This window comes from Chitinophaga sp. NPDC101104 (assembly GCF_050277495.1).
In the GTDB taxonomy this organism is placed as follows: domain Bacteria; phylum Bacteroidota; class Bacteroidia; order Chitinophagales; family Chitinophagaceae; genus Chitinophaga.
Map to the genome: position 1 here is coordinate 2,832,203 of NZ_JBNNSF010000001.1, position 24,132 is coordinate 2,856,334.

Here is a 24,132-nt window from a genome sequence, read left to right on the forward strand (position 1 = left end):
CGCTACAATGAATCTTAACATCAAGGCCGCGGCCGAAAATTCCTACGACGCCATCGTGGTAGGATCGGGCATCAGCGGCGGCTGGGCAGCCAAGGAGCTGTGCGAAAAAGGGCTCAAGACCCTCGTGCTGGAAAGAGGCAGGAACGTTGAGCATATCAAGGATTATCCGACCGCTAACTGGAACCCCTGGGATTATCCCCATCACGGCAAATTTACCCGGGAAATGGAGGAGAACCATCCCATCCAGAGCCGCTGCTACGCGTTCGACGAAGCCACGCAGCATTTCTGGGTGAACGATAAGGAGAATCCCTACAACGAGATCAAACCCTTCAACTGGCTGCGCGGCAACCATGTCGGCGGCCGGTCGCTCATGTGGGGGCGGCAGGTCTACCGCTGGAGCGATATCGACTTCGAAGCCAACGCCAAAGACGGCCATGGTGTAGATTGGCCGATCAGGTACAAGGACGTTGCGCCCTGGTACAGCTATGTCGAAAAATATATCGGGATCAGCGGCCAGGCGGAAAACCTTCCCCAATTGCCGGACGGCGAATTCCTCAAGGCCATGGAGATGAACTGCCTCGAAAAGCACGTGGCGGCGCGCATTAAAGCGCATTACAAAGACCGCATCATGACCATCGGCCGTTGCGCGCACGTTACCGAAGCGCACAACGGGAGAGGGCCTTGCCAGTACCGCGACCTTTGCGCGCGGGGATGCCCTTTCACCGGGTACTTCAGCAGTAACGGCGTCACCCTTCCGGCGGCGGCCAAAACCGGCAACCTCACGCTTCGCCCGCATTCCATCGTGCTGGAAGTGATGTACGACGAAAGCACGCAGAAAGCGAAAGGCGTGCGCATCATGGATGCGGAAACGAAAGAAGTGATCGAATACACGGCAAAGATCATCTTCCTCAACGCCTCCACGCTCGGTACCACCGCCATCCTCCTCAATTCCGTCAGCAACCGCTTCCCTAACGGCTTCGGTAACGATAGCGACCAGGTGGGCCGCAACCTTATGGACCACCATTTCGGCGTAGGCGCCGGCGGGTCGTTTGACGGGTTCCAGGACCAATACACTTACGGACGGCGTGCCAACGGTATATACATCCCCCGGTTCCGCAACATCGGCGGCAATACCAACCGCAAGGATTATGTCCGCGGATTCGGCTACCAGGGCGGCGCCGGGCGCGGCCGCAAACAAACGATGGATGGCATCGGCATCGAACTGAAAGAAGGCAATACCGAAGCGGGTGAATGGGGTATGTGGATCGGTGCATGGGGCGAACATCTGCCGTATGCGGACAATACCGTGCGACTTAATAAAACGAAAACCGACAAATGGGGGCTGCCTACGCTGGACATCGACTGCAATTTCCGCGACAACGAGCTGGCCATGCGCAAAGACATGCTGGAAAGCGCGAAGGAAATGCTGGAAGCGGCAGGATTGAAGAACGTTGGCGGTAGCGACGATATGCCGCCGCCGGGCCATTGCATCCACGAAATGGGGACGGCGCGCATGGGCCGCGATCCCAAAACCTCAGTGCTCAACGGTTTCAACCAGGTGCATGCGGCAAAGAACGTGTTTATCACGGACGGCGCGTGCATGAGCTCTTCGGCCTGTCAAAACCCGTCGATCACCTACATGGCGCTTACGGCGCGTGCGGTGGACCATGGCGTGAACGAGCTGAAGAAACAAAACCTGTGATACTAACTGTAATGTACATACGAAAGGCCGGCGCGTTGCCGGCCTTTATTTTTTGGGCATAGGCAGGAGGGATAAGCCGCCTGGCTGCATTCCCGCACAAACGAATTTGTGGTGTTCGGCCCGCTTCAGGCGGTTGCTGCATCGGTATCCGGGCATCCGCGGATGGAATAACGGAAGGGACGTTGCAGTGGGGATGAACATCGGGTTAAAAATTTACACGTATAACGGATTATTTGGTAGCGGGAAAAGGGGCGCAAACAAATTTGTTGACGGCTTTTTTCGGGGTTCTTTTTGATTTTACGGATTAAATAAGGTAACTTAAAGTAGGTTTTTCGCACACGTTATTGTTAAAACTTAAATACAGCTTACCATGGGGAGAGTCAGAGACATCTTGGTGGGCAAAGGTCACGCAGTTTACTCCGTACATCCGGACAGCACCGTTTATGAAGCCCTTAAAGTATTGGTGGACCGGAATGTTGGCGCCCTCACCGTCGTAGATAAAGATCATTTTATGGGCATATTTTCCGAGCGCGATTATGCGCGCCGGGTAATATTGAAAGGTCGTGCTTCGAAAGAGACCACGATCCGCGAGATCATGACAGAACACCCGATCACGGTTTCGGAAGACGAAACGATCGAGAACTGCATGTGCAAGATGACCGATAAAAGAATCCGGCATTTGCCGGTGGTGGATGCCGGAGGAAGACTCATCGGCATTGTCTCCATCGGGGATGTAGTGAAATATATCATGGACGAACAGAAACACATCATTGAAAACCTGGAGTGCTATATTACCGGCACGCATCATTAACGGATCAGTTACAACAGTTACAGACAGCCACATCCCCGGCGTTGTTTATTGTTTTATGGCCTGCATCTGCCCGGTGCGAGGAGTTGGAATTCGATTGGCTACAATAAAACAACTGCAAAGGAGCCCCTCACCAGCGCCCATCCGGATTACCCGCAGATGAACCCATAAAACGATTGTTATGCACCCAACCTGGCCATTTCTCGTATTTGGCGCCATCGTACTCGTATTGGTACTGGCGATCCTGGGTCTGTCCTACCTGCTGGGCCAGCGCCATAAAGACCGCTCTACGGGCGAAGCTTATGAGGCCGGTATTTTATCCACCGGCTCCGCGCGTCTCCGCTTCCCGTCCCAATTTTACCTTGTTGCCATGTTGTTTGTCATCTTCGACATCGAGACCGTTTTCGTGATCTCCTGGGCCATAGCGTTCGGAGAGCTCGGATGGGCGGGGTTCATCGGCGTGTCTGTCTTCATCGCCATCCTGCTGGTCGTCCTCATCTACGAATGGCGGAACGGCGCACTCGATTTCGGGCCGGACGGGAAGAAAATCCTGAAAGCCTTCCGGAAGATGCAGTCCACATCCCTTCAACCTAAAACCGACAGCCATGAAGTGGTGGTTAACTGAACCGAAAGATGCCGCGCCGCGCAGCAACGGCAATTACTCGGCCGAAGACTCCGTGGGCCAGAGTGTGATGCTCACCTCCGTGGAGCGCCTCGTGGCCTGGGGCCGCAAAAACAGCATGTGGCCCTTCCACTTCGGGCTTTCGTGCTGCTTCGTGGAAATGGCTACCGGGATGACGCCCAAGTACGACCTCGCGCGTTTCGGCGCGGAGGTGATCCGCGGAACGCCCCGGGAAGCAGACGTCATGATCATCGCCGGAACGGTTTTCATCAAGATGGCGCCCATCATCCAGCGGCTATACGAACAGATGATGGAGCCGCGCTGGGTAATTTCCATGGGCAGCTGTGCGAATTCAGGCGGGATGTATGATATTTACAGCGTGGTACAGGGCGTCGACAAATTTTTACCGGTAGACGTATACGTTCCCGGATGCCCGCCGCGCCCCGATGCCTTCATGCACGGCCTGCTGCTGTTGCAGGAATCCGTGGGAAAGGAATTGCGCCCCCTGAGCTGGACGATCGGCGACCAGGGCGTGATCAGGCCCGAAAAAGAATCGATGAAAGACCGCTTCCGCGAGAAGCGCCGGAATATGACCGAATTCAAGACGCCGGACGAAATCTGAAAGGGATCCCGCCCGCCGCAACCTATAAACCTACACCGCATGAGTATCCGAAGGATCACCGAGAATGTCTATGAACTGAATTTGGGAAAGTCGAACGCATTTCTGATCGACGATGAAAAGCTGACGCTCATAGACACGGGAGCGCCCGACAGCAGCGGCCTCATACTGGAACTGCTGCAATCCATCGGCCGGCAGCCGGATGACCTGAAAAACATCCTGCTGACGCACAGCCACCCGGACCATTCTGGCAGTGCTGCCGACCTGAAGGCCATCACGGGCGCGAAGATATACATGCATCCGGCCGAGCGGAAGTGGGTGGAAGCAGGATACATCCCGAAGCCCGAGCGTCCGCATTTCACGGGGTTGGTCAACCGCCTCATTTACCGGATGTTCATTGCCGGGGCGCCGGGTTCCATCACACCGTTCCGGATAGACCGGTTGCTGGAAGACGGCGAATGGCTGCCCATCGGCGGCGGGATACAGGCGGTGCACATTCCGGGGCATAGCGATGGGCAACTGGCCTTTTTCTTCCCGGGCGCGAAGAATGTGCTGTTTGCGGCAGATGCCTGCGACAATCTCTTCGGACTGGGGTATTCGACCTTTTACGAAGACTTCGAAGCAGGGAGGCACAGCCTCGAAAAGCTGGCCACGTTCGATTTCGACGTCGCCTGTTTCGGTCACGGAAAAAGCATCCTGCACGGTGCAGGCATGAAATTCGGCCGGAAGTTCATCGGCCACCATCATCATCACGGCGGGCATCCGCAAAGGGCCGCAGCGGCGGCGGGAGAAGAGGCAGCGATCAGGGTGCATGAGCCGGAAGAAAGAATCTGAAACTGATACAAAACCCGATATAGCGACCAACAGCTCATTTCAAGCAAGGGTATAACAGACTGGAAAAGCCAGCAGCCAGGCGCATGGATACACAAAACCCGCATCATGCCTGCAAGCATCTTTTCTGCCCTCTGCTCCCGGTTCGGCGAGCAGCTGTTCCATGAACAGCTCACCCGGGATGAGACGCCCACCATCTGGACGCCACAAGGGAAGATCGTACCTGTTCTGGAGTACCTCCGCAGTGAAGCGGACCAACCTTACCGCATGCTCTATGACCTCACGGCCATCGACGAGCGTGCCTGTAAAAGTAAGTACAACGGCACCTGCGAATTCACCCTCGTCTACCATCTCTTCTCCTTCGAACGAAATGCCTTCCTCCGCCTGAAAGTAGCCCTCCGCGGCGAGTTTCCCGTCACCCCCAGCATTACCCACATCTGGCCGTCCGCCAACTGGTATGAAAGGGAAGTGTTCGACATGTTCGGCATCCGTTTCGATGGGCATCCCCTGCTTCGCCGCATTCTTATGCCAACCACCTGGGAGGGCCACCCGCTCCGCAAAGAGCATCCCGCACGGGCCACCGAAATGGGGCCGTTCCGATTGTTTCCCGAAAAAGAAGACAGGGAGCAGGAGGCCCTGCAGTTCGACCCGGAAGAATGGGGCCTCCGCCGGCAGTCTGACGACTCCGATTTCATGTTCCTCAACATCGGCCCCCAACACCCCGGCACCCACGGCGTGCTCCGCATCATCCTCCAGCTCGATGGCGAAGATATCGTAGACGCAGTGCCAGACATCGGTTTCCATCACCGCGGCGCCGAAAAAATGGGGGAACGCCAGAGCTGGCACACCTACATTCCCTACACAGACCGCATCGATTACCTCGGCGGCGTCAACAATAACCTCGCTTATTTACTTTCCGTAGAAAAACTGGCCGGCATCCACATCCCGCAACGGGCTGAAGTGATCCGCGTCATGTTGTGCGAACTGTTCCGCATCGCCAGTCACCTCGTGTGGTACGGCACCTTCGCGCAAGACGTCGGGCAACTTTCGCCTGTGTTCTACATGTTCACCGACCGGGAAAAGATTTTCAACATCATCGAAGCCGTCTGCGGCGGGCGGATGCATCCCAACTGGTTCCGGATCGGCGGCGTGGCGCAGGACCTGCCGCAGGGATGGGATAAGCTCGTCCGCGAATTCGTGCAGTACTTCCCGAAGAAATTAAAGGAATACGACAAGATGGTGATGCGTAACGCGCTGTTCAAGGCGCGCACGGTGGGCATCGGGGTTTTCTCGCTGGAAGAGGCCATCGACTGGGGCGCTACCGGCCCCAACCTGCGGGCCTGCGGGATGGATTGGGATATGCGCAAGAAGCGGCCCTACAGCGGGTATGAGCACTATGAATTCGACATCCCGACGGGCCGGAACGGCGATTGTTACGACCGGGCCGTGGTGCGCGTGCAGGAAATGTGGGAAAGCCTCCGCATCGTCGAGCAATGCCTGAACAACATGCCCGAAGGCCCGTATAAATCCGATCATCCGCTGGCCACGCCGCCGGTGAAGCAATATACGATGCAGGACATCGAAACCCTCATCCATCATTTCCTCCACGTTTCCTGGGGCCCGGTGATCCCGAACGGCGAAGCCATGATCGTCACCGAAGCCACGAAAGGGTGGAACAGCTATTACCTCACCAGCGACGGCAACACCGCGCCCTACCGGGTGCGCGTGCGCACGCCCTCGTTCGCTCATATGCAGATGGTCCCGTACATCAGCCGCGGGTATACGGTGGCCGACCTTTTATCCATCCTCGGCGCCATGGATTACGTGCTGGCGGATATTGACCGGTAAAAACGAATTGTATGCTATCGATGACCGAAAAAGAAAAAATCGAGGAAAAGATCCGGCAGGTGCCCATCAAAAAGGCCGCCTGCATAGAAGCCCTCAAGATCGTCCAGGAACACCGCAGATGGGTGTCTGACGAAAGCATCCGCGACGTCGCCGATATCCTCGATATGAGCGCGGAAGAGGTAGACAGCGTGGCTACCTTTTACAACCTCATCTTCCGCCAGCCCGTTGGCCGGCACATCATCCTGTTGTGCGACAGTATCAGCTGTTACGTGATGGGCCTTAAAGGCATCCATGCCGAATTGACGCGGCTGCTGGAGATCCAGTACGGGCAAACGACGGCAGACGGGCGTTTCACCCTGCTGCCCAATCCCTGCCTCGGCACCTGCGATCATGCGCCGGCGATGATGGTCGACAAGGATACCTACCGCGATCTGCAACCTTCCGCATTAGCTGACATACTCGAAAAATATACCTGATATGGAACGACCGCTCACTCAACACATCACCTTTCCGCCGCTGGAGATCCGCCAGTACGAGGCCATCGGCGGCTACCAGGCCGTGCGCAAGGCGGTACGCCATATGCAGCCGCAGGAAGTGACGGCACTGGTGAAGGAGTCGAACATGAAAGGCCGCGGCGGCGCGGGATTCAGCACCGGTATGAAGTGGAGCTTCGTGCCGATGGACGTTCCCGGCCCCAAATACCTCGTGGCCAATGCCGACGAAATGGAACCGGGAACGTTCAAAGACAGATGGCTGCTGGAAGGTAATCCCCACCAGTTGCTGGAAGGTATGATCGTAGCGGCGTATGCGATACAGGCCACCGAAGCGTTCGTGTTCCTCCGCTGGGCGTATAAAGACGCGGCCGTTGCGGTGCGGAAGGCGATCGCGGAAGCGTATGATGCGGGGTACCTGGGAAAAGATATCCTCGGCACCGGGTATTCCCTGGAAATGCATTTGCATACGGGCGTGGGGAGATACATGTGCGGCGAAGAAACCGCGCTACTCAATTCCCTTGAAGGCAAACGCGCCACACCGCGGGCCAAACCCCCGTTCCCGCAAGTCTCCGGACTGTTCGGCAAGCCCACCATCGTCAACAACGTCGAAACCCTGTCGTTCATCCCCCATATCGTCAATAAAGGCGCAGACTGGTTTAAATCACTGAGCAGAACGGCGGATGGCGGCACCAAGATCTACGGCGTTTCCGGCCGCGTGAACAAACCCGGCGCCTGGGAACTCCCCATGGGCATCACGATGCGCGAACTGATGGAAGATTACGCCGGCGGCATGAAAAACGGATTCGGTTTCCGGGGCGTGTTGCCGGGCGGCGCATCTACCGACTTCCTCATCGACAAACACATGGACATCACCCTCGATTTCGCCGGCGTTGCCGCAGCAGGCAGCCGTTTGGGAACGGGGACGATGGTGGTGCTCGACGACCAGACCTGCCCCGTCGGGTTCGTGCACAACCTCGAGCACTTCTTCGCACAGGAATCCTGCGGGTTCTGCACGCCCTGCCGCGAAGGCCTTCCCTGGACGGAAAAGCTGCTCTGGGCCATCGAGCAGGGAAAGGGGCGCGACGAAGACCTGGAGCTCCTGCTCCGCCATACGGAATGGCTCGGGCCAGGGAACACTTTCTGCGCACTGGCACCCGGTGCCATGGAGCCTTTGCAAAGCGCCCTCAAATATTTCCGCGACGATTTTGAAAGACACATCCGGGAACACCGCTGTCCGTACCACGACCCCGTGCCGGCCGCTCCCGCATCCGCTCACCTCCATCATACCCATCACTTATGACCATTTACATCGATAACAAGCCATACGAAGCGAAGCCGGGGAAGAATCTCCTGGAAGCCTGTCTGGAGCTGGGTTTGAACCTTCCGTACTTCTGCTGGCACCCGGCGCTTGGCTCGGTGGGCGCCTGCAGGCAATGCGCCGTGAAAGTGTTCAAGGACGAAGACGATAAGACGGGGCGCCTGGTGATGGGATGCATGGAGCCCGTGCGCGACAATCTCCGGCTTTCGCTGGAAGACCCTGGCGCAAAGGCTTTCCGGGAACAGGTCATCGGCTGGCTCATGACCAACCACCCGCACGATTGCGCCGTATGCGACGAAGGCGGCTCCTGCCATTTACAGGACATGACGGTGATGACGGGCCACACGTACCGCAATTACCGCTTCTCCAAACGGACGTACGAGAACCAGGACCTCGGGCCCTTCCTCAACCATGAAATGAACCGCTGCATCCAGTGTTACCGGTGCGTGCGTTTTTATAAAGATTATGCCGGCGGAAAAGACCTCAACGTCTTCGCCGCACACAACCACGTCTATTTCGGGCGATGCGAAAGCGGCCGGCTGGAAAGTGAGTTCAGCGGGAATCTTGCGGAAGTATGCCCTACGGGCGTGTTTACCGACAAAACCCTCAAATCGCATTACACCCGCAAGTGGGATATGACCTGGGCGCCGTCGGTCTGCCAGGGCTGTTCCCTGGGATGCAACACGAGCGCCGGCGAGCGTTACGGTTCCCTCCGCCAGATCGCCAACCGCTACAACGGCGAAGTGAACGGCTATTTTCTCTGCGATCGCGGAAGGTACGGATATGAGTTCGTCAACAGTGATCAGCGCATCCTGCAACCCGCGTTCCGTCCGCATTCCAACGGTACGGTCAATAAGGAGCATGTGCTGGGCCAGGTGGCGGCGCGGTTGAAGAACGGCCGCACCATCGGCATAGGCTCGCCACGCGCCAGCCTGGAATCGAATTTCGCGCTGAAGCTGCTGGTGGGGGAAGACAATTTCTACCTCGGCATGTCCGATTCGGACCATGAACTTACTTCCCTCGCGCTGAAAATCCTCCGCGACGGGCCCGTCCGAACGCCTTCCCTCCAGGAAGCAGGCGAGGCCGATGCGGTATTCATTTTGGGGGAAGACCTTACCAACACCGCGCCCATGCTCGCATTGGCGGTGCGGCAGGCCGTACGGCGCAAGCCGGAGGCCGACGCCATGGGGCAGGTCCACCTCGCCGAATGGCAGGATGCCGCCGTGCGCGAAGCGGTGCAGGAAGATCACGGGCCGCTTTTCATATTCAATACCATCCCCACCAAACTGGACGAACTGGCGGAAGCCGTGCAACGCGGCGCGCCGGAGCAGCTGGCGCGACTGGGATTCGCGGTGGCGCAGCAGTTGGGGGCTGACATCGAGCCCATTACCGGACTGGCGCCGGAAGAAACCGCGCTGGTCGAAAAAATAGCGGCGGGACTGCTGGCGGCGGAGCGGCCGCTGATCATCGGCGGGTATGGCAGCGGATGCGATCATATGATGAAAGCCGCGGCCAACGTGGCCTGGGCGTTACAGCATAAAGGCCGCAATCCTTTGCTCAGCCTCACGTTGCCGGAAGTGAACAGTCTCGGCCTCGAAATGCTCGGCGGCCACCGGCTCGATACGGCCATCGATGTGTTGCGGCAGGGAGAGGCGGATACGGTGATCGTGCTGGAAAACGATCTCTACCGCCGCGCAGACGAACATCTTATCGACGAATTTTTCCTGCATGCGCAGGATGTCATCCTCATCGATCATTTATACAACCGCACCGCTGAGAAAGCGACGGTGCTGCTGCCCGCGGGGACCTTCGCTGAAGCCGACGGCACCGTCGTCAACAACGAAGGCCGCGCGCAGCGTTACTACCAGGTGTACGTCCCCAAGGGAGATGTGCAGGAAAGCTGGCGTTGGTGCCTCCAGATCGCGGAGCGCGCGCAGGTGCCGTCGCTCCACGGCCTTCATAACCTCGACGATATCGATTGGGCGCTGACTACCGGAATGCCGGCTCTCGCATCCGTGCAGCATCTCGCGCCGCACGCCGATTTCCGGATCAACGGGCAGCGCATCCCCCGCGAGCCGCACCGCTACAGCGGGCGAACGGCCATGCAGGCGAATGTGAACGTGAGCGAGCCGAAGCCCGCGGAAGACGAGGACACGCCGCTATCCTTCACCATGGAAGGTTTCAGGGGAGAGCCGCCGGCGCCGCTCATTCCGTTTTTCTGGTCGCCGGGCTGGAATTCCGTACAATCCGTGAACAAATACCAACAGGAAATAGGAGGGCACCTCCATGGCGGCGACCCGGGCATCCGCCTGCTGGAACCGCACGTGAATGGTAGTCCGCCGTATTTCCACGAAGCGCCGGACACGTTCGTGCCGATCCCCGGGCATGTGCACATCATGCCGGTCTATAACATTTTCGGGTCGGAGGAGCTGAGCATGTACACGCCGGGCATTGCGAAAAACGCATCTGATTTCTGCTGCATCTTCCTCAACCCGGACGATCTCGCGCAGTGGAACATCACGCCCGGCAACTGGGTGACGGTGGAAATGGACCATCATACCTGCAAGCTGGTGGCCAGGGCCAATCACTGGATGCCGCGCGGACTGGCGGGCATGAACGCGGGACTGCCGCATTCGCCTGTAGTGGATTTGCCGGTACTGGCGAAGATGCAGGCGTAAACGATAACGATAATACATTTCGATATGGAAGCACAATACTGGTGGATCATCGGCGGCGTACTGTTCGTACTGCTCAATACGGCGGCCGGCCTCATCTGGCTCGAAAGGCGGATGCTGGCGCTCTGGCAGGACAGGTACGGCCCCAACCGGGCAGGGCCTTTCGGCATCCTCATCGTGCTGGCGGATACGCTGAAACTGTTTTTCAAGGAAGACTGGATCCCGCCGTTTGCGGACAAGGTCGTATTCGTGTTTGCGCCGGCGGTGGTGGTGGCGAGTGTGCTCATGGCTTTTGCCGTGGTGCCTTTCGGGCCGGGGATCGTGGTGGCCGATATGAACATCGGGATACTTTTTTTCCTGGCGATGTCTTCGCTGGGCGTGTACAGCATCGTGCTGGGGGGATGGGCGTCCAACAATAAATACGCATTGCTGGGCGCCATGCGGGGCGCGTCGCAGATGATCAGTTACGAAGTGTTCATGGGCCTGGCGCTCATGGGAACGGTCATCCTCAGCGGCACGTTCAACCTCGGGCAGATCGTGGAAGCGCAGCGGGGGATGTGGTATATATTCCCGCAGTTACTGGGATTCGTCATCTTCTTCATTGCAGGCATCGCCGAAACGCACCGCCTGCCGTTCGACATCCCGGAAGCGGAAAGCGAACTGGTGGCGGGTTTCCACTCAGAATATTCGGGGATGAAATTCGGGATGTTCTTCATCGGGGAATATCTCGGCATCACCCTCATTTCCTCTATGATCGTGACGTTGTATTTCGGGGGATGGCTAGGCCCCGCCTTCCTGCCCGGCGTGATCTGGTTCGTGCTGAAAACGTTCGTGTTCATCATGGTCTTTATCCTGCTGCGCGCCTCCATGCCGCGGCCCCGGTACGATCAGCTGATGGAATACGGATGGAAGGTATTGTTCCCGCTGTCCTTGCTGAATCTGCTCGGCACGGCGGCCATCAAATTGTTCATCGATAAATGACCGGTTATGTTCAGTTTACTCAGAAGTATGTGGCTGGTGTTCCTGCACATGTTCCACAAACGCGAAACGTACCAGTACCCGGAAGAAAAAGCCCCCCTTCCCGCACGCTGGCGTGGCCGCATCGCGCTCACCCGCGACCCCGACGGCGGCGAACGCTGCGTGGGCTGCTATCTCTGTGCCGCCGCATGCCCGGTAGACTGCATCTCCCTGCAGGCAGCCGAAGCTCCCGACGGACGGCGGTATCCCGGCTTCTTCCGCATCAACTTTTCCCGCTGCATCTTCTGCGGGTTCTGCGAAGAGGCCTGTCCTACCTACGCCATTCAACTGCTGCCCGATTTCGAAATGGCGGAATACGACCGGCAGAACCTGGTGTATGAAAAGGAAGACCTGCTCATCGACAGCCAGGGCAAATATCCCGGCTACAACTATTACCGCGTGGCGGGCATGGCCATCGCGGGGAAAGACAAGGGAGAAGCCCAGTGGGAAGAACCGCCGGTCAACGTGCGCAGTCTGTTACCTTAAAAACCCAACGGTATGGGAACCGCATTCTATATCGCGGCCGCTGTGGCCGTTTTGTCGACCATCATGGTCATAACCCGGTACAATATCATGCATGCGCTGCTGTACTTCATCGTGTCGCTGCTCAGCGTGGCGGTGGTGTTTTACCTGTACGGGGCGCCTTTCATGGCCGCGCTGGAACTGATCATTTATGCAGGCGCCATCATGGTGCTGATCATATTTTTCGTGATGATGCTCAACCTCGGCAGCCAGACCGCTGGCGAAGAGCGCAGCTGGATGACGCCGGGCGTATGGATCGGTCCGTCGATACTGTGCCTCGTACTGCTGGCGGAGCTGATCTTCCTCATGGTCCAGCCTGTGGATACGGGTGCGGAGATCAAAGTGGTAGACCCGAAGGCAGTGGGCCAAAGTTTGTTCGGCCCTTACATCCTGGCTGTTGAGCTGGCGGGCATGCTGCTGATGGCAGGGATCGTAGGGGCTTATCACCTCGGCCGTCAAAAGAAGAAAATCGTTCACCGTTTCCTAGAAAATTCGCCGTCATGATCAACGCAACAACGGCAGGGCTCGTCCTTGCAGGGGTATTGTTCACACTGGGCCTGATCAGCATGCTGATCCGCCGGAACATCATCTTCATGCTGGTGTCTGTGGAAATCATGCTCAACGCCGCGGGGCTCGCCTTCATTGTGGCGGCCAGCAGGTGGGGGCAACCGGAAGGGCAGGTGATGTTCATGTTCATCCTCGCCATGGCCGCGGCGGAAGTGTCTGTAGGCCTGGCGCTGATCCTCCAGTTGTACCACCAGCTCAAAACGCTGGACAGCGACGAAGCCAGCCGGATGCGGGGCTGAATCCGCATCGAGAAACGTAAAAACATTGCATTATGGAATGGATGTACCTCGTTCCCGCGCTCCCTTTCCTGGGCGCTCTTGTCCTGATCCTGTTTTCCGGTAAGATCGGGAAGCCCGGCGTGATCGCCGTGGGCTGCGGCAGTATCGGGCTGGCGGCGCTGGTGACCATCGTGGCGGGCTGGCAGTTCATGCAGTCGGGCGTTCCGGCGTTCAGCCAGCATTTATGGGAATGGCTGCGGGTGGGCGACTTCAGCATCGGCGTCAACCTGCGGCTGGATGCGCTTTCCCTGTCGTTCACGTTCGTCATCACGTTCGTGGGATGGCTGATCCATATTTACTCGACGGGCTATATGTCCGACGATCCCGATTTCGCGCGGTTTTTCGCGTGCATGAACCTGTTTGTGGGATCGATGCTCATGCTCGTGCTGGCCGATAATCTTTTACTGATGTACCTGGGCTGGGAAGGCGTGGGGCTGTGCAGTTACCTGCTGATCGGGTTCTGGTACAAAGATCCTGCGAACGGTGCGGCCGCGCGCAAAGCCTTCATCGTGACCCGGGTGGGTGATACTGCCATGGCCATCGCACTGTTTTTGCTCGTGCAGCATACGGGGAGCTTACAATTGTCGGTGGTGCTGGAGCGGGCGCAAAGTCTCTGGGCGGCGGGAGACCCCACGGTCGTATGGATCGCGTTCCTCCTGCTGGGCGGCGCGGTCGGAAAATCTGCCCAGCTGCCGCTGCAAACCTGGTTGCCTGACGCCATGGCGGGCCCAACGCCCGTGAGCGCCCTCATCCATGCGGCCACGATGGTAACGGCAGGCGTGTACCTCATCGCGCGGACGAACGTCATCTTTGCGCTGGCGCCCGCGGCGCAGACGGCCGTGGCCATCACCGGGGCGGTTACATTGCTGCTGGCGGGTTTCAGCGCCTGGGTGCAAACAGACATCAAACGGGTACTGGCTTATTCCACCATCAGCCAGATCGGGTATATGTTCCTCGCGCTGGGCGTTGGCGCCTGGTCGGCCGCCATCTTCCATTTCATTACCCATGCGTTTTTCAAAGCTTTGTTATTCCTCGGTGCGGGCGCCGTCATCCATGCGCTGCATCACGAGCAGGATATGTTCAAAATGGGCGGATTGCGCAAATCCCTGCCCGGCGTGTTCCTCGTGTTTTTGATAGGCTCGTTGTCGCTGGCGGCCATTCCGTTCATTTCGTCGGGATGGTACAGCAAAGACCAGATCATCTGGCTGGCGGGCACGGCGTCGGGAGGCAGGCCGGTGTACGCGTTTGCCGCGGTGCTGGGGGCTTTCATCACAGCGGCCTATACCACGCGGATGATGCTGCTGGTATTTTTCGGGAAGGAACAGACGCACGTCCACCACAAACCCGGCCCGGAAATGATGATACCGCTACACGTACTGGCGGTTTGCAGCACGCTTGCCGGGTTCCTGGAGTTGCCGCATACCCTCGGGCATTTCACCTGGCTGAGCGATTTCCTGCGACCCGTACTGCCGGAAGTGGCAACACCGCATGCCAGCGTGGCGGCGGAGTGGGGACTGCAAACCATCACCGCGGGCCTTGCAGCGCTGGCTATTTACATTACCTGGCGATTGCTGAACGCGCCGTTCCCTAAAGAAGCGGGCGCTTTCCTGAAAAGCGGCTGGGGCTTCGATGCGGCGTACGACGTGGTGTTCGTTCAGCCATTCGTCCGGATAGCGAAACTCAACCGGAAAGATATAATCGACAACGTATACACCGGGCTGGCCGCCATTACCCGCGGGCTTCACCGGATGATGTCCGCCACGCAAAGCGGGATCATCAGGTGGTATGTGCTGGGAGTGGTGATGGGCGCGGTCCTGATACTGTCCGTCATCATCTGGCGGCATTCCATGTAACCTGAAAAACGATTCGGCATGATACTGCTGGCATTCATATTATTTCCACTGGTGGGCGCTTTTCTGGCCTGGGCTTCCGCGGCCGTGAACGCCACCCTTCCCCGATGGGTCGCCCTGCTGGTGATGCTCGCGGGCCTCGTGCTCGCCGTGGGCATCTGGGTGCAGCCGGAACCGGCCTCGCTGGCGGGGGCAGACTGGCGATACGTCTACCATCAACCCTGGATGCCCCGCTTCGGCGTGAGCCTTTCCCTGGCGATGGACGGCCTCAGCCTCCTCATGATCGTGCTCACGTTCTTTCTCGGTGTCATGGCGGTGCTGGTGTCGTGGGACGAAATCCGCGACCGCACGGGCTTCTACTACTTCAACCTTTTATTCGTACTGGGCGGTATCGCGGGTGTTTTTCTCGTGATGGACCTGTTCCTGTTCTATTTCTTCTGGGAAGTGATGCTCATCCCCATGTATTTTCTTATCGGCATCTGGGGCCATGGGCGCAGGTTGTACGCTTCGCTGAAGTTTTTCCTCTTCACGCAGGCGGGCGGTTTGCTCATGCTGCTTTCCATATTGGGACTGTATTTCGTGCACGGCGCATCCACCGGTAATTACACCTTTTCATATGCAGAATTGCTGCAAACGCCCCTTGAGCAAGGGATTGGCCGATGGCTGATGCTGGGGTTCATGGCGGCGTTCCTCGTCAAGTTACCGGCATTTCCATTCCATACCTGGTTGCCCGATGCGCATACGGAAGCGCCGACCGCGGGGTCCGTCATCCTCGCCGGACTGCTGCTTAAAACCGGCGCTTACGGCATCCTGCGCTTCGTGCTGCCCCTGTTCCCCGAGGCCTGCCACGCTTTTGCGCAGGTGTTCATGCTGCTCGGCGCGATCGGGATTTTGTACGGCGGGCAGCTGGCGTTCGCACAAACCGATTTCAAGCGGCTGGTGGCGTACACGAGTGTGAGCCACATGGGGTTTGTGCTGGTGGGGGCTTTCGCGTTCAACGAGCTGGCTTACCAGGGCGTGGTGATGCAGATGATCACGCATGGCATCAGCACCGGCGCGCTGTTCATGATCGCCGGGGTGCTGTATGAAAGGCTTCACACGCGCGAGCTGGAGAAGATGGGTGGATTGTGGGCGGCTTTGCCTGGATTGGGGACCATCACTATGGTGTTCGTCATGGCATCGCTGGGGCTCCCGGGGCTGGGGAATTTCATCGCGGAATTCCTCATCCTGGCCGGCAGCTGGCAGGCGTCGCCCTGGATCACCGTGCTGGCGGCCATCGGGCTGGTAGTAGCCACGGTGTACAGTTTGCGCATCATGCAGAAAGTATTTTTCGGGATTTCGCTGCGCGAGTTCCGTTTGAAGGATATGACGTTCCGCGAAGCCGTGATGCTGCTGCCGCTGGTGATCGCCATCATCTGGCTGGGGCTGTTCCCCCAGCGGGTGATCGACACTGCTTCGAAAGCCGCGCCGGTCGTCGCTTTTCAATACAAGGAAAAATAAATCGGACATATGTCTACCCAAGATCTGCTTGCCTTGCTGCCCGTGCTGATCCTCGCCGGCGCCTCCGTGATCGCCATGCTGCTGGTGGCGATACGCCGCAATCACCGGCTGATGCACGCCTTCACCGTAGCGGCATTCCTTATCGCGCTGCTGTCGCTGTTCCGGCAGCCGGTTGCAATGCCGTACTTCGTTGCGCCGCTGTTCGTGGTCGACAAGTTCGCGGAATTCAACACGGGGCTGATCCTCGCCGCGGGCCTCAGCGTGCTGCTGCTGTCGTTCAATTATTTCGAGCAGCGCGAAGAGCGGAAGGAGGAATATTACATCCTGCTGTTGCTGGCTACGGTGGGCGGGATCGTGCTGCTGGTGAGCCGCAACTTCGTATCGCTGTTCCTCGGACTGGAAACGATGAGCATCAGTCTGTACGGGCTGATCGCATACCTGCGCGCGCGGGAGCGGTCAGACGAAGCGGGGATCAAATACCTGCTGCTGGCGGCACTTTCGTCGGCATTCCTGCTCTTCGGTATGGCGCTGGTGTATGCGGAATCCGGGACGATGGATTTTGTGGGGATCGGGCAGTACCTCAAAAGTATTTCCTCCGCGCCAGTAACGGTGGTGGCGGGTTTCGGGCTCATGCTCATTGGTGTAGGGTTCAAGCTCGGCATTGTGCCGTTCCATATGTGGGCGCCGGATATTTATGAAGGGGCGCCGCTGCCGGTGGCGGCATATATCGCTACGGTGTCCAAAGGCAGCATGCTCGTGCTGCTCATGCGGTTTTACAGGGATGTAAACGGATATGAATACACGATATTATGGTGGGTGCTGGCCATCATCGCCATGGCGAGCATGTTTGCGGGGAACTGGCTCGCGCTCATGCAGCGCAATGTGAAGCGGTTGCTGGCGTATTCGTCCATTTCGCATATGGGGTATATCCTCATCGCGTTCCTGGCCGGTTCCGAAGCAGGGCAGGAGGCGGTGATATTTTACCTGGTGGCTTATGTGATCACGAGCATCGGGGCGTTCGGGGTATTGGCATTGCTGAGCGATGAGCTGAACGATGTGGAAATGCTGGAAGACTTCAGCGGCCTGTTTTGGCGGCAACCCTGGCTGGCAGCTATTTTCACGGCGATGCTGTTGTCGCTGGCGGGCATCCCGCTGACGGCTGGGTTCATCGGCAAGTTCTATGTGGTGGCAGCGGGCGTGAACGCCGGACTGTGGCTGCTGCTGGCGCTGCTGGTGGTGAACAGCGTGATCGGTTTGTTTTATTACATCCGCCTGGTGGCGGTGATGTTTGCGCCGCAGGAGGGTACGTTTGCCCGGAAGCGCCTGCCGTTCTTCGGCCTGTTCGCCCTGTCTGCCCTCATGGCGCTGTTGCTATGGTTAGGGATCTATCCGTCAGTCCTCATTGCCATGATCCGCGATATGATACTGACCATGGGCTGACCGGCCGGTTATACAGTATGATCGCCCGCTTCCCGCGAAGCGGGCTTTTTCATTTCATGCAAACAACCGTAATAATTTATTTCGGATGATCGAAAACCAATTGGAATTTGGCCGCGTATATCTTCGTGTAAAACATCCAAATCCATTCACTGAGCAGTAACCTTTCTTAATCCACCAGTAAACGAAGATTTTATGGCAGAAAAACTGAATGTTCCACAGGAACAGGAGGGGCATGCCATGCTATCACTGAAAGGCCAGCAGCGCCGGCGGTTCCTCTCGCTTTTCGCGGGAACCGCCGCTGCGGCCACGCTGATGCATGCCTGTTCCAACAACGACGATCCTTCGCCCGACAATGGCGTCAACCTTGGCAGTGGCGATATCGGGATACTCAACTATGCTTATGCGCTGGAGCAGCTCGAAGCCGCGTTCTACATTCGCGTTACGCAAACATTTTTCAGCGGCGCCACGGCAACGGAGCAACAATTTCTGACAGACATCCGCGATCATGAGATCGCGCACCGCGAGTTTTTCCGGAATGCATTGGGCGGTAAAGCGATCCCCATGCTGGAGACGGATTTCAGCAAGATCGATTTCAGCAGCAGGGCGAGTGTGCTGGGGACTGCCAAAGCTTTCGAAGACCTGGGCGTGGCGGCCTATAACGGCGCCGGCAAATTGATCACCGATGGCGCTTACCTGTTGCTGGCTGGCAAAATCGTTTCCGTGGAAGCGCGCCACGCGGCCATGATCCGTGATTTGCTGAGCAACGGTTCTTTCGCCGACAGCTCCGCCGTAGACGCCAATGGGCTCGATATGGCGCTCGCACCGCCAGACGTGCTGAAAGTAGCCGGCGGCTTCCTGAAATCGAAGATCAACGCGTCCAATCTTCCCACTTCCTGATCTAAAATCCGAAACATGAACATCGAACATATCATTACAGAACTGGAGCAGCAAGACCCCGAGCTCCACGACCGCATGAGCAGCCGGCGGTCCGCCATCAACGGACTGGCCAGTATTGGCGGGAAGCTCGCCCTCGCCGCCATACCTTTGGCGCTGGGCAGTTTGTTCAAGAAAGCTTACGGGCAGTCTACTTCCGGCATCGTGCAGGTGTTGCAGTTCGCCCTTACGCTGGAATATCTCGAAGCGGAATTTTATACCCTCGGCGCGGCTGCACCCGGCCTGGTGCCCGCCGGCCCGCCGACCGGAGCCATCGCTACGATCCGCGACCATGAGAACGCGCATGTCTCGCTCTTGAAAACGACGATCAGTTCGCTGGGAGCCACGCCGGTCCCCAAGCCCACATTCGATTTCAGTGCGGGCGACGGCAGCGGGAACGGGCCGTTCAAGGGCGTTTTTTCGAATTACCCGCTTTTCCTTGCCGTGGCGCAGACTTTCGAGGATACGGGCGTGAGGGCCTACAAGGGGCAGGCGGGGGAGCTGATCTCCAGTAACGACGTGCTGACGGCCGCGCTGAAGATCCATAGCGTAGAGGCGCGCCATGCCGCCCATATCCGTTATATGCGGAGGAACCTGACGGCCAATAACACCATCAAGCCCTGGATCACCGGGAAAGACACCGGTGGCATCGGCGCCGCCGTGCAGGCCAGCTATAATGGTGAAGACGTCAGCGCGCAGGCGGGGATCAATATCGTAGGGATCAACGGAACGGGCGTGGGGGTGAACGCCGCCACCGAAGCGTTCGACGAGCCGCTGAGCAAACAGGCCGTGCTGGATATCGTGGCGCCGTTTATCGTATGATCTGACTTGTGTTTTCCATTCCGTCGCGCCCCGGGCCTTCCGGCGGCGCGACATTCTTATCTTGCAATATCGATTTTCCGGCTTGGGATTTTATCCTTATTTTGCGCTACTGCCGTTTCTTTCCGGCAATATCAAACCCAAGTCTGCTTATGATACAGAAAAGTATGCTTCTTGCCGCCGGCGCCTTCCTGCTGGCCGGCGCACCCGTCACCATGGCGCAAAGCCCCACCAAACTGCTCCGTAACCCTACGGTGAGCGCCCAGCATGTTGCGTTTATGTATGGCGGAGATATCTGGATCGCGAACCGCGATGGTTCCGCACCCAAAAGGCTCACCATCAACCCGGCCCTGGAAACGGAGCCCGTGATTTCGCCCGATGGCAAATGGGTAGCCTTTACCGGTAATTACGATGGCAATTCGGACGTGTACGTGGTGCCGGTAGAAGGCGGCGAGCCCCGGCGCATCACGTTCCATCCTGCCTCCGAGGTGGTTCGCGGGTGGGTGGATAATGATCATATCCTCTACGCCTCCGGCCTGGAATCGCCCACGGGCAGAACACAGCGCCTCTACACCGCCAGCCTCAAAGGCGGCCTCCAGCAACCGCATCAGCGCATTCCCGAAGCTACCCAGGGCGCCGTTTCGCCCGACGGGAAGTTTACCGCATATATCAAAAATCCCGATCCTACCGAAGGCGGCGCCGTGTACCGCCCCTTCAAACGCTACCGCGGCGGTTATGCGCCCAAAATCTGGATCTTCAACCACGCCAATAACCAGATCGTGGAAATCCCCGGGGAAAACGCCAACAACATCCGCCCGCAATGGATCGGCAAAAACGTATACTTCCTCAGCGACCGTAACCACACCATGAACGTTTTCCGCTACGATACCGATTCGAAGCAGATTACACAGGTTACGCAATACAAGACCGACGATGTGAAATCGCTCCAGGGCGACGGTAAAACGCTCGCATTCGAGCAGGCCGGCACGCTCCACCTGCTGGACCCCGGTACCGGCAAAGTGACCGACCTTTCCGTGACCCTCCAGGCGGATATCCCCTCCAAACGGCCGCGGTACGAAAAGCTGAGTAATTTCGAGAACGTGTTCCTGTCGCCCACCGGCGCACGGCTCCTCGTTCAGGGCCGTGGTGAAATCCTTTCCGTTCCGAAGGAAAAAGGCGATGTGCGCAACATCTCCAATTCTCCCGGTTCCCACGAACGCCTGCCGGGCTGGTCGCCCGACGGGAAGTACATTTCTTATGTTTCCGATAAGGACGGCAATTACAAGCTCATCCTCCGCGACCAGAAAGCCATGGATAAGCCGATCGAGATCGAGCTGGGTAAAACCGTGTATTATTTCGGCCTGAGCTGGTCGCCCGATAGCAAAAAAATCCTTTACAGCGACGCGCACTTCAACCTCTTTGTGCTCGACGTGGCCAGCAGGAAGATCACCAAAGTGGCGACGTATGCCAACGGCAGCATCCCTTCCGGCAGCAGCAATCCTTTCCAGCCTTCGTGGTCGCCCGATTCGAAATGGATCACTTTCCTAAATGCCGAGGAGAACGGCTTTGATGCGGTGTTCCTATACGAAGTGGCCGGCGGCAAAACCGTTCGCGTGACCGACGGAATGAGCGACGCCAGTGCGCCTTCGTTCAGCGCCGACGGGAAATATCTCTTCTTCCCCGCCAGCACCAACAGCGGTATGGGCCTCAGCGGGCTGCATATGCAGACCTACGACCGCGGCAACGCCATGGCGCTCTACGCCGCGGTGCTGTCGAAAAACACCGCTACGCCCTTCACGCCGGAAAGCGATGAGGAAACGGTGAAAACCGACGACAAAAAAGAAGATAAGGATAAAGAAAAGGACAAGAAGAAAGACAGCATCAAAACCACGCCTGCCAAGCCTGATGCCGCGTTTGTAGACGTAGAGGGCCTGCAGCAGCGCATCATTTCGATCCCCGTTCCGCAAGGCGTTATATACGGCGTGAGCGGCGCAGTGAAAGATAAAATTTTCTTCACTGACGGAAGTGAGATCAAATACTTCGACCTGAAAGAAAGGAAAACCGAAACCTTCGCCAAAGGTGGCCGCTTCATGATCAGCGCCGACGGCAAGAAGATGCTCATCGCCGGAGGCGGCAACAACTTCCAGATCGTGGGAACGGAGCGGAAACCTGCGCCGGGCGACGGCAAGGTAGACCTGTCCAACGTAACCGTTTACGTAGACCCCGTGGCCGAGTGGAAACAGATTTTCGACGAAGTGTACAAGATCGAAAAAGACTTCTTCTACGTAAAAAATATGCACGGCGTGGATTGGGATGCCAACCGCCGCAAGTATGAAGCCCTGCTGCCGCATGTGAGCAGCCGCGCCGATCTCACCTATCTTCTCAACGAAATGATGAGTGAAATGGTGGTGGGCCACAACTACGTGGGCCTGGGCGATATGCCTTCCGGTCCGAGCGTGAACGTAGGCATGCTGGGAGCAGACTACGAAGTGATCGACGGCCGCTACCGCATCGCGAAAATCTACAACGGCGAAAGCTGGAACCCCGAGGCCAAAGCGCCCCTGGCCATTCCTGGCCTCAACGTGAAGGAAGGCGATTATATCCTGGCCGTTAACGGCGTTCCGCTGAACGCGACCACCAGCATCCACGAACTGATGCAGAACCAGGCCGGCCGCCAGGTGACGCTGAAGGTGAACGGCTCCGCTTCGGAAACCGGTGCGCGCGAAATCGTAGTGGAACCTGTTCCCGTGTCTACCGAATACGGTCTCCGCTACGTAGACTGGGTGGAAGGGAACCGCAGGAAAGTAGACCAGTTGAGCGGTGGAAAGATCGCTTACCTGCATATGATCAATACCGGCCGCGAAGGGTATAATTCCTTTAACCGTTATTACTATGCGCAGGCCGACAAAAAAGCCCTGCTGCTCGACGAGCGCTTCAACGGCGGCGGCTCTGTGGCCGATTACGTGATAGACGTGCTGAACCGGGAAGTAATGAGCTACTGGGGCGTGCGCGACGGCCGCAGTTTTACTACGCCGGGTAACGGCATCTATGGCCCGAAAGCCATGCTGATCAACGAATACGCAGGTTCCGGCGGCGATATGATGCCCTGGATGTTCAATCACAAGAAACTGGGCAAACTCGTCGGTAAACGTACCATGGGTATCCTGGTGGGCATCAGCGGCTATCCTTCGCTCATCGACGGAGGTTATGTGACTTCGCCGAGCTTCGGTATTTACGATACCAACGGCAAATGGATCATCGAAAACGTAGGTACGCCTGCGGATGTGGATGTGGAACAAACCCCGGCAGACGTGATCGCCGGCCGCGATCCGCAGCTGGAGAAAGGCGTGCAGATCCTGCTGGAAGAACTGAAAACGAAAACCTGGCAACCGGTCCCCAAACCGGCCGACCCGGTACGCGTGAAATAATCTGTAACGAAATGTTACATGAACGGCCGCCTGGAGCAATCCGGGCGGCCGTTCTTTTTTACCCGTTTTTCATCATGCTTTCCGCGAGCCGCGGCGAAATCCGGGAAAGCATTTTCAACAACCGGCTCTTCCCGATATACTGTTCGGTATCATCGCTGTGGAAGTTGCGGATGAAAATCCGGGCGAGCCTGTCCGTGGACATTTTACCGCTGCTGCTGCGATCGGTCGTCATGGCGGTGTCTACCAGCGGCGGGATGATCTCGAACACTTTGACGGAGGAGCCTTCCAACTGATACCTGAGCGCTTTCGCGAAGGTGTGGATGGCGGCTTTGGTGGCGCAATACACCGGTGCGGAACGTTTCGGGGCGATGTATAATGCACTGCTTACGAATACGATGGCAGATGCCGGTTGCCCGGTGAGAAAGGGCAGCAGGGCATTGGTGAGCAGGAGCGGAGCGATGAAATTGATCTGCGTTTCGGTAGCGATGTTTCCGGCGGATGCCGGATCGTGGCCGAAAGCGTAACTGTATTGCACGCCGGCATTGTTGATGAGGACGTTCAGGGCCGGGTGGTGTTCGGAGATGTAATCGCGCAAAGAAATCGCGGAAGCCGGATCGGTATGGTCGGTCCGGAAAGTGTGGATGCCGGGCAGTTCCTTTTCGGCGGATGCGAGTTTTGCGCCATCGCGCCCGGTGATGATGACGCGGTTGTTGTGTATTTGGAATTGCCGGGCCAGCGCGAGGCCGATGCCGGAGGAGCCGCCGGTGATGAGGACGGTATTGCCGGAGAGATGCATGAGCAAAGGATTTCCGGCAAATTTCCATTTCAGCTGTGTGAATTCCGTTTACATAGGTAAAGAAA

General features: G+C 57.8%; 20 protein-coding genes. 19 read left to right on the top strand and 1 reads right to left on the bottom strand.

Going from position 1 to position 24,132, the window contains the following annotated elements; all coding sequences use genetic code 11:
* Positions 1–7 precede the first annotated feature (7 nt).
* The 19 genes from ACQKLP_RS11355 to ACQKLP_RS11445 all read left to right on the top strand — a co-directional run bounded on the left by ACQKLP_RS11355 (position 8) and on the right by ACQKLP_RS11445 (position 23,271).
* Positions 8–1,702, top strand: a complete 1,695-nt coding sequence (locus ACQKLP_RS11355) for a GMC oxidoreductase (protein WP_427322873.1) — start codon at positions 8–10, stop codon at positions 1,700–1,702.
* A 370-nt stretch (positions 1,703–2,072) separates the two neighbouring features.
* Entirely contained in the window at positions 2,073–2,513 is a 441-nt protein-coding gene (locus ACQKLP_RS11360; protein WP_126249146.1) for a CBS domain-containing protein, read from the top strand.
* A 178-nt stretch (positions 2,514–2,691) separates the two neighbouring features.
* The gene (locus ACQKLP_RS11365) at positions 2,692–3,135 is read left to right on the top strand and encodes an NADH-quinone oxidoreductase subunit A (RefSeq protein ID WP_427322874.1); all 444 of its coding nucleotides are present in this window, start codon (positions 2,692–2,694) and stop codon (positions 3,133–3,135) included.
* On the top strand, positions 3,116–3,754 hold the full coding sequence (locus ACQKLP_RS11370; protein WP_427322875.1) for an NADH-quinone oxidoreductase subunit B: 639 nt from the start codon (positions 3,116–3,118) through the stop codon (positions 3,752–3,754). The genes ACQKLP_RS11365 and ACQKLP_RS11370 overlap by 20 nt, the downstream gene beginning before the upstream one ends.
* Positions 3,755–3,793: 39 nt before the next feature.
* Positions 3,794–4,585 (top strand): MBL fold metallo-hydrolase, encoded by a 792-nt coding sequence (locus ACQKLP_RS11375; protein ID WP_427322876.1) that lies wholly within the window; start codon positions 3,794–3,796, stop codon positions 4,583–4,585.
* Between the two features lie 105 nt (positions 4,586–4,690).
* Positions 4,691–6,430: an NADH-quinone oxidoreductase subunit C/D gene (gene nuoC, locus ACQKLP_RS11380; protein ID WP_427322877.1), complete on the top strand. Its 1,740-nt coding sequence runs from the start codon at positions 4,691–4,693 to the stop codon at positions 6,428–6,430.
* 11 nt (positions 6,431–6,441) lie between these two features.
* On the top strand, positions 6,442–6,906 hold the full coding sequence (gene nuoE, locus ACQKLP_RS11385; RefSeq protein ID WP_427322878.1) for an NADH-quinone oxidoreductase subunit NuoE: 465 nt from the start codon (positions 6,442–6,444) through the stop codon (positions 6,904–6,906).
* 1 nt (position 6,907) lies between these two features.
* Complete coding sequence (nuoF, locus tag ACQKLP_RS11390; RefSeq protein WP_427322879.1) at positions 6,908–8,224, top strand: NADH-quinone oxidoreductase subunit NuoF; 1,317 nt, start codon at positions 6,908–6,910, stop codon at positions 8,222–8,224.
* Positions 8,221–10,920 (top strand): NADH-quinone oxidoreductase subunit NuoG, encoded by a 2,700-nt coding sequence (gene nuoG / locus ACQKLP_RS11395; RefSeq protein WP_427322880.1) that lies wholly within the window; start codon positions 8,221–8,223, stop codon positions 10,918–10,920. The genes nuoF and nuoG overlap by 4 nt, the downstream gene beginning before the upstream one ends.
* Before the next feature lie 24 nt (positions 10,921–10,944).
* Positions 10,945–11,898 carry an NADH-quinone oxidoreductase subunit NuoH gene (gene nuoH, locus ACQKLP_RS11400; RefSeq protein ID WP_427322881.1) on the top strand — a complete coding sequence of 318 codons (954 nt, stop codon included), beginning with the start codon at positions 10,945–10,947 and terminating at the stop codon, positions 11,896–11,898.
* 6 nt (positions 11,899–11,904) lie between these two features.
* A complete protein-coding gene (gene nuoI, locus ACQKLP_RS11405) occupies positions 11,905–12,420 on the top strand; it encodes an NADH-quinone oxidoreductase subunit NuoI (protein ID WP_427322882.1) in 516 nt (171 codons plus the stop codon).
* A 12-nt stretch (positions 12,421–12,432) separates the two neighbouring features.
* Complete coding sequence (gene nuoJ, locus ACQKLP_RS11410; RefSeq protein ID WP_427322883.1) at positions 12,433–12,960, top strand: NADH-quinone oxidoreductase subunit J; 528 nt, start codon at positions 12,433–12,435, stop codon at positions 12,958–12,960.
* Positions 12,957–13,262: an NADH-quinone oxidoreductase subunit NuoK gene (gene nuoK, locus ACQKLP_RS11415; RefSeq protein ID WP_341839110.1), complete on the top strand. Its 306-nt coding sequence runs from the start codon at positions 12,957–12,959 to the stop codon at positions 13,260–13,262. The genes nuoJ and nuoK overlap by 4 nt, the downstream gene beginning before the upstream one ends.
* 32 nt (positions 13,263–13,294) lie before the next feature.
* The gene (gene nuoL / locus ACQKLP_RS11420; protein ID WP_427322884.1) at positions 13,295–15,154 is read left to right on the top strand and encodes an NADH-quinone oxidoreductase subunit L; all 1,860 of its coding nucleotides are present in this window, start codon (positions 13,295–13,297) and stop codon (positions 15,152–15,154) included.
* Positions 15,155–15,172: 18 nt separating this feature from the next.
* Entirely contained in the window at positions 15,173–16,651 is a 1,479-nt protein-coding gene (gene nuoM, locus ACQKLP_RS11425; protein ID WP_427322885.1) for an NADH-quinone oxidoreductase subunit M, read from the top strand.
* 9 nt (positions 16,652–16,660) lie between these two features.
* Positions 16,661–18,091 (top strand): NADH-quinone oxidoreductase subunit N, encoded by a 1,431-nt coding sequence (locus tag ACQKLP_RS11430; protein WP_427322886.1) that lies wholly within the window; start codon positions 16,661–16,663, stop codon positions 18,089–18,091.
* A gap of 192 nt (positions 18,092–18,283) precedes the next feature.
* A complete protein-coding gene (locus ACQKLP_RS11435) occupies positions 18,284–18,988 on the top strand; it encodes a ferritin-like domain-containing protein (RefSeq protein WP_427322887.1) in 705 nt (234 codons plus the stop codon).
* 15 nt (positions 18,989–19,003) lie between these two features.
* Positions 19,004–19,846, top strand: coding sequence for a ferritin-like domain-containing protein (locus tag ACQKLP_RS11440; RefSeq protein ID WP_427322888.1), 843 nt, complete (start codon positions 19,004–19,006; stop codon positions 19,844–19,846).
* 149 nt (positions 19,847–19,995) lie between these two features.
* Positions 19,996–23,271 carry a S41 family peptidase gene (locus ACQKLP_RS11445; protein ID WP_427322889.1) on the top strand — a complete coding sequence of 1,092 codons (3,276 nt, stop codon included), beginning with the start codon at positions 19,996–19,998 and terminating at the stop codon, positions 23,269–23,271.
* A 58-nt stretch (positions 23,272–23,329) separates the two neighbouring features.
* Here ACQKLP_RS11445 and ACQKLP_RS11450 read toward each other — a convergent pair whose 3' ends face one another.
* Positions 23,330–24,067, bottom strand: a complete 738-nt coding sequence (locus ACQKLP_RS11450; protein ID WP_427322890.1) for an SDR family oxidoreductase — start codon at positions 24,065–24,067, stop codon at positions 23,330–23,332.
* Between the last annotated feature and the right edge of the window lie 65 nt (positions 24,068–24,132).

Excerpts from the sequence above, each read along its gene's own strand:
- ACQKLP_RS11370 (WP_427322875.1), top strand. The coding sequence starts at position 3,116 with ATGAAGTGGTGGTTAACTGAACCGAAAGATGCCGCGCCGCGCAGCAAC.
- ACQKLP_RS11360 (WP_126249146.1), top strand. The coding sequence starts at position 2,073 with ATGGGGAGAGTCAGAGACATCTTGGTGGGCAAAGGTCACGCAGTTTAC.
- nuoG (WP_427322880.1), top strand. The coding sequence starts at position 8,221 with ATGACCATTTACATCGATAACAAGCCATACGAAGCGAAGCCGGGGAAG.
- ACQKLP_RS11355 (WP_427322873.1), top strand. The coding sequence starts at position 8 with ATGAATCTTAACATCAAGGCCGCGGCCGAAAATTCCTACGACGCCATC.
- nuoH (WP_427322881.1), top strand. The coding sequence starts at position 10,945 with ATGGAAGCACAATACTGGTGGATCATCGGCGGCGTACTGTTCGTACTG.
- ACQKLP_RS11435 (WP_427322887.1), top strand. The coding sequence starts at position 18,284 with ATGGCAGAAAAACTGAATGTTCCACAGGAACAGGAGGGGCATGCCATG.
- ACQKLP_RS11440 (WP_427322888.1), top strand. The coding sequence starts at position 19,004 with ATGAACATCGAACATATCATTACAGAACTGGAGCAGCAAGACCCCGAG.
- ACQKLP_RS11445 (WP_427322889.1), top strand. The coding sequence starts at position 19,996 with ATGATACAGAAAAGTATGCTTCTTGCCGCCGGCGCCTTCCTGCTGGCC.
- nuoL (WP_427322884.1), top strand. The coding sequence starts at position 13,295 with ATGGAATGGATGTACCTCGTTCCCGCGCTCCCTTTCCTGGGCGCTCTT.
- ACQKLP_RS11450 (WP_427322890.1), bottom strand. The coding sequence starts at position 24,067 with ATGCATCTCTCCGGCAATACCGTCCTCATCACCGGCGGCTCCTCCGGC.
- ACQKLP_RS11365 (WP_427322874.1), top strand. The coding sequence starts at position 2,692 with ATGCACCCAACCTGGCCATTTCTCGTATTTGGCGCCATCGTACTCGTA.
- nuoI (WP_427322882.1), top strand. The coding sequence starts at position 11,905 with ATGTTCAGTTTACTCAGAAGTATGTGGCTGGTGTTCCTGCACATGTTC.
- ACQKLP_RS11430 (WP_427322886.1), top strand. The coding sequence starts at position 16,661 with ATGTCTACCCAAGATCTGCTTGCCTTGCTGCCCGTGCTGATCCTCGCC.
- nuoF (WP_427322879.1), top strand. The coding sequence starts at position 6,908 with ATGGAACGACCGCTCACTCAACACATCACCTTTCCGCCGCTGGAGATC.
- ACQKLP_RS11375 (WP_427322876.1), top strand. The coding sequence starts at position 3,794 with ATGAGTATCCGAAGGATCACCGAGAATGTCTATGAACTGAATTTGGGA.
- nuoM (WP_427322885.1), top strand. The coding sequence starts at position 15,173 with ATGATACTGCTGGCATTCATATTATTTCCACTGGTGGGCGCTTTTCTG.
- nuoJ (WP_427322883.1), top strand. The coding sequence starts at position 12,433 with ATGGGAACCGCATTCTATATCGCGGCCGCTGTGGCCGTTTTGTCGACC.
- nuoK (WP_341839110.1), top strand. The coding sequence starts at position 12,957 with ATGATCAACGCAACAACGGCAGGGCTCGTCCTTGCAGGGGTATTGTTC.
- nuoE (WP_427322878.1), top strand. The coding sequence starts at position 6,442 with ATGCTATCGATGACCGAAAAAGAAAAAATCGAGGAAAAGATCCGGCAG.
- nuoC (WP_427322877.1), top strand. The coding sequence starts at position 4,691 with ATGCCTGCAAGCATCTTTTCTGCCCTCTGCTCCCGGTTCGGCGAGCAG.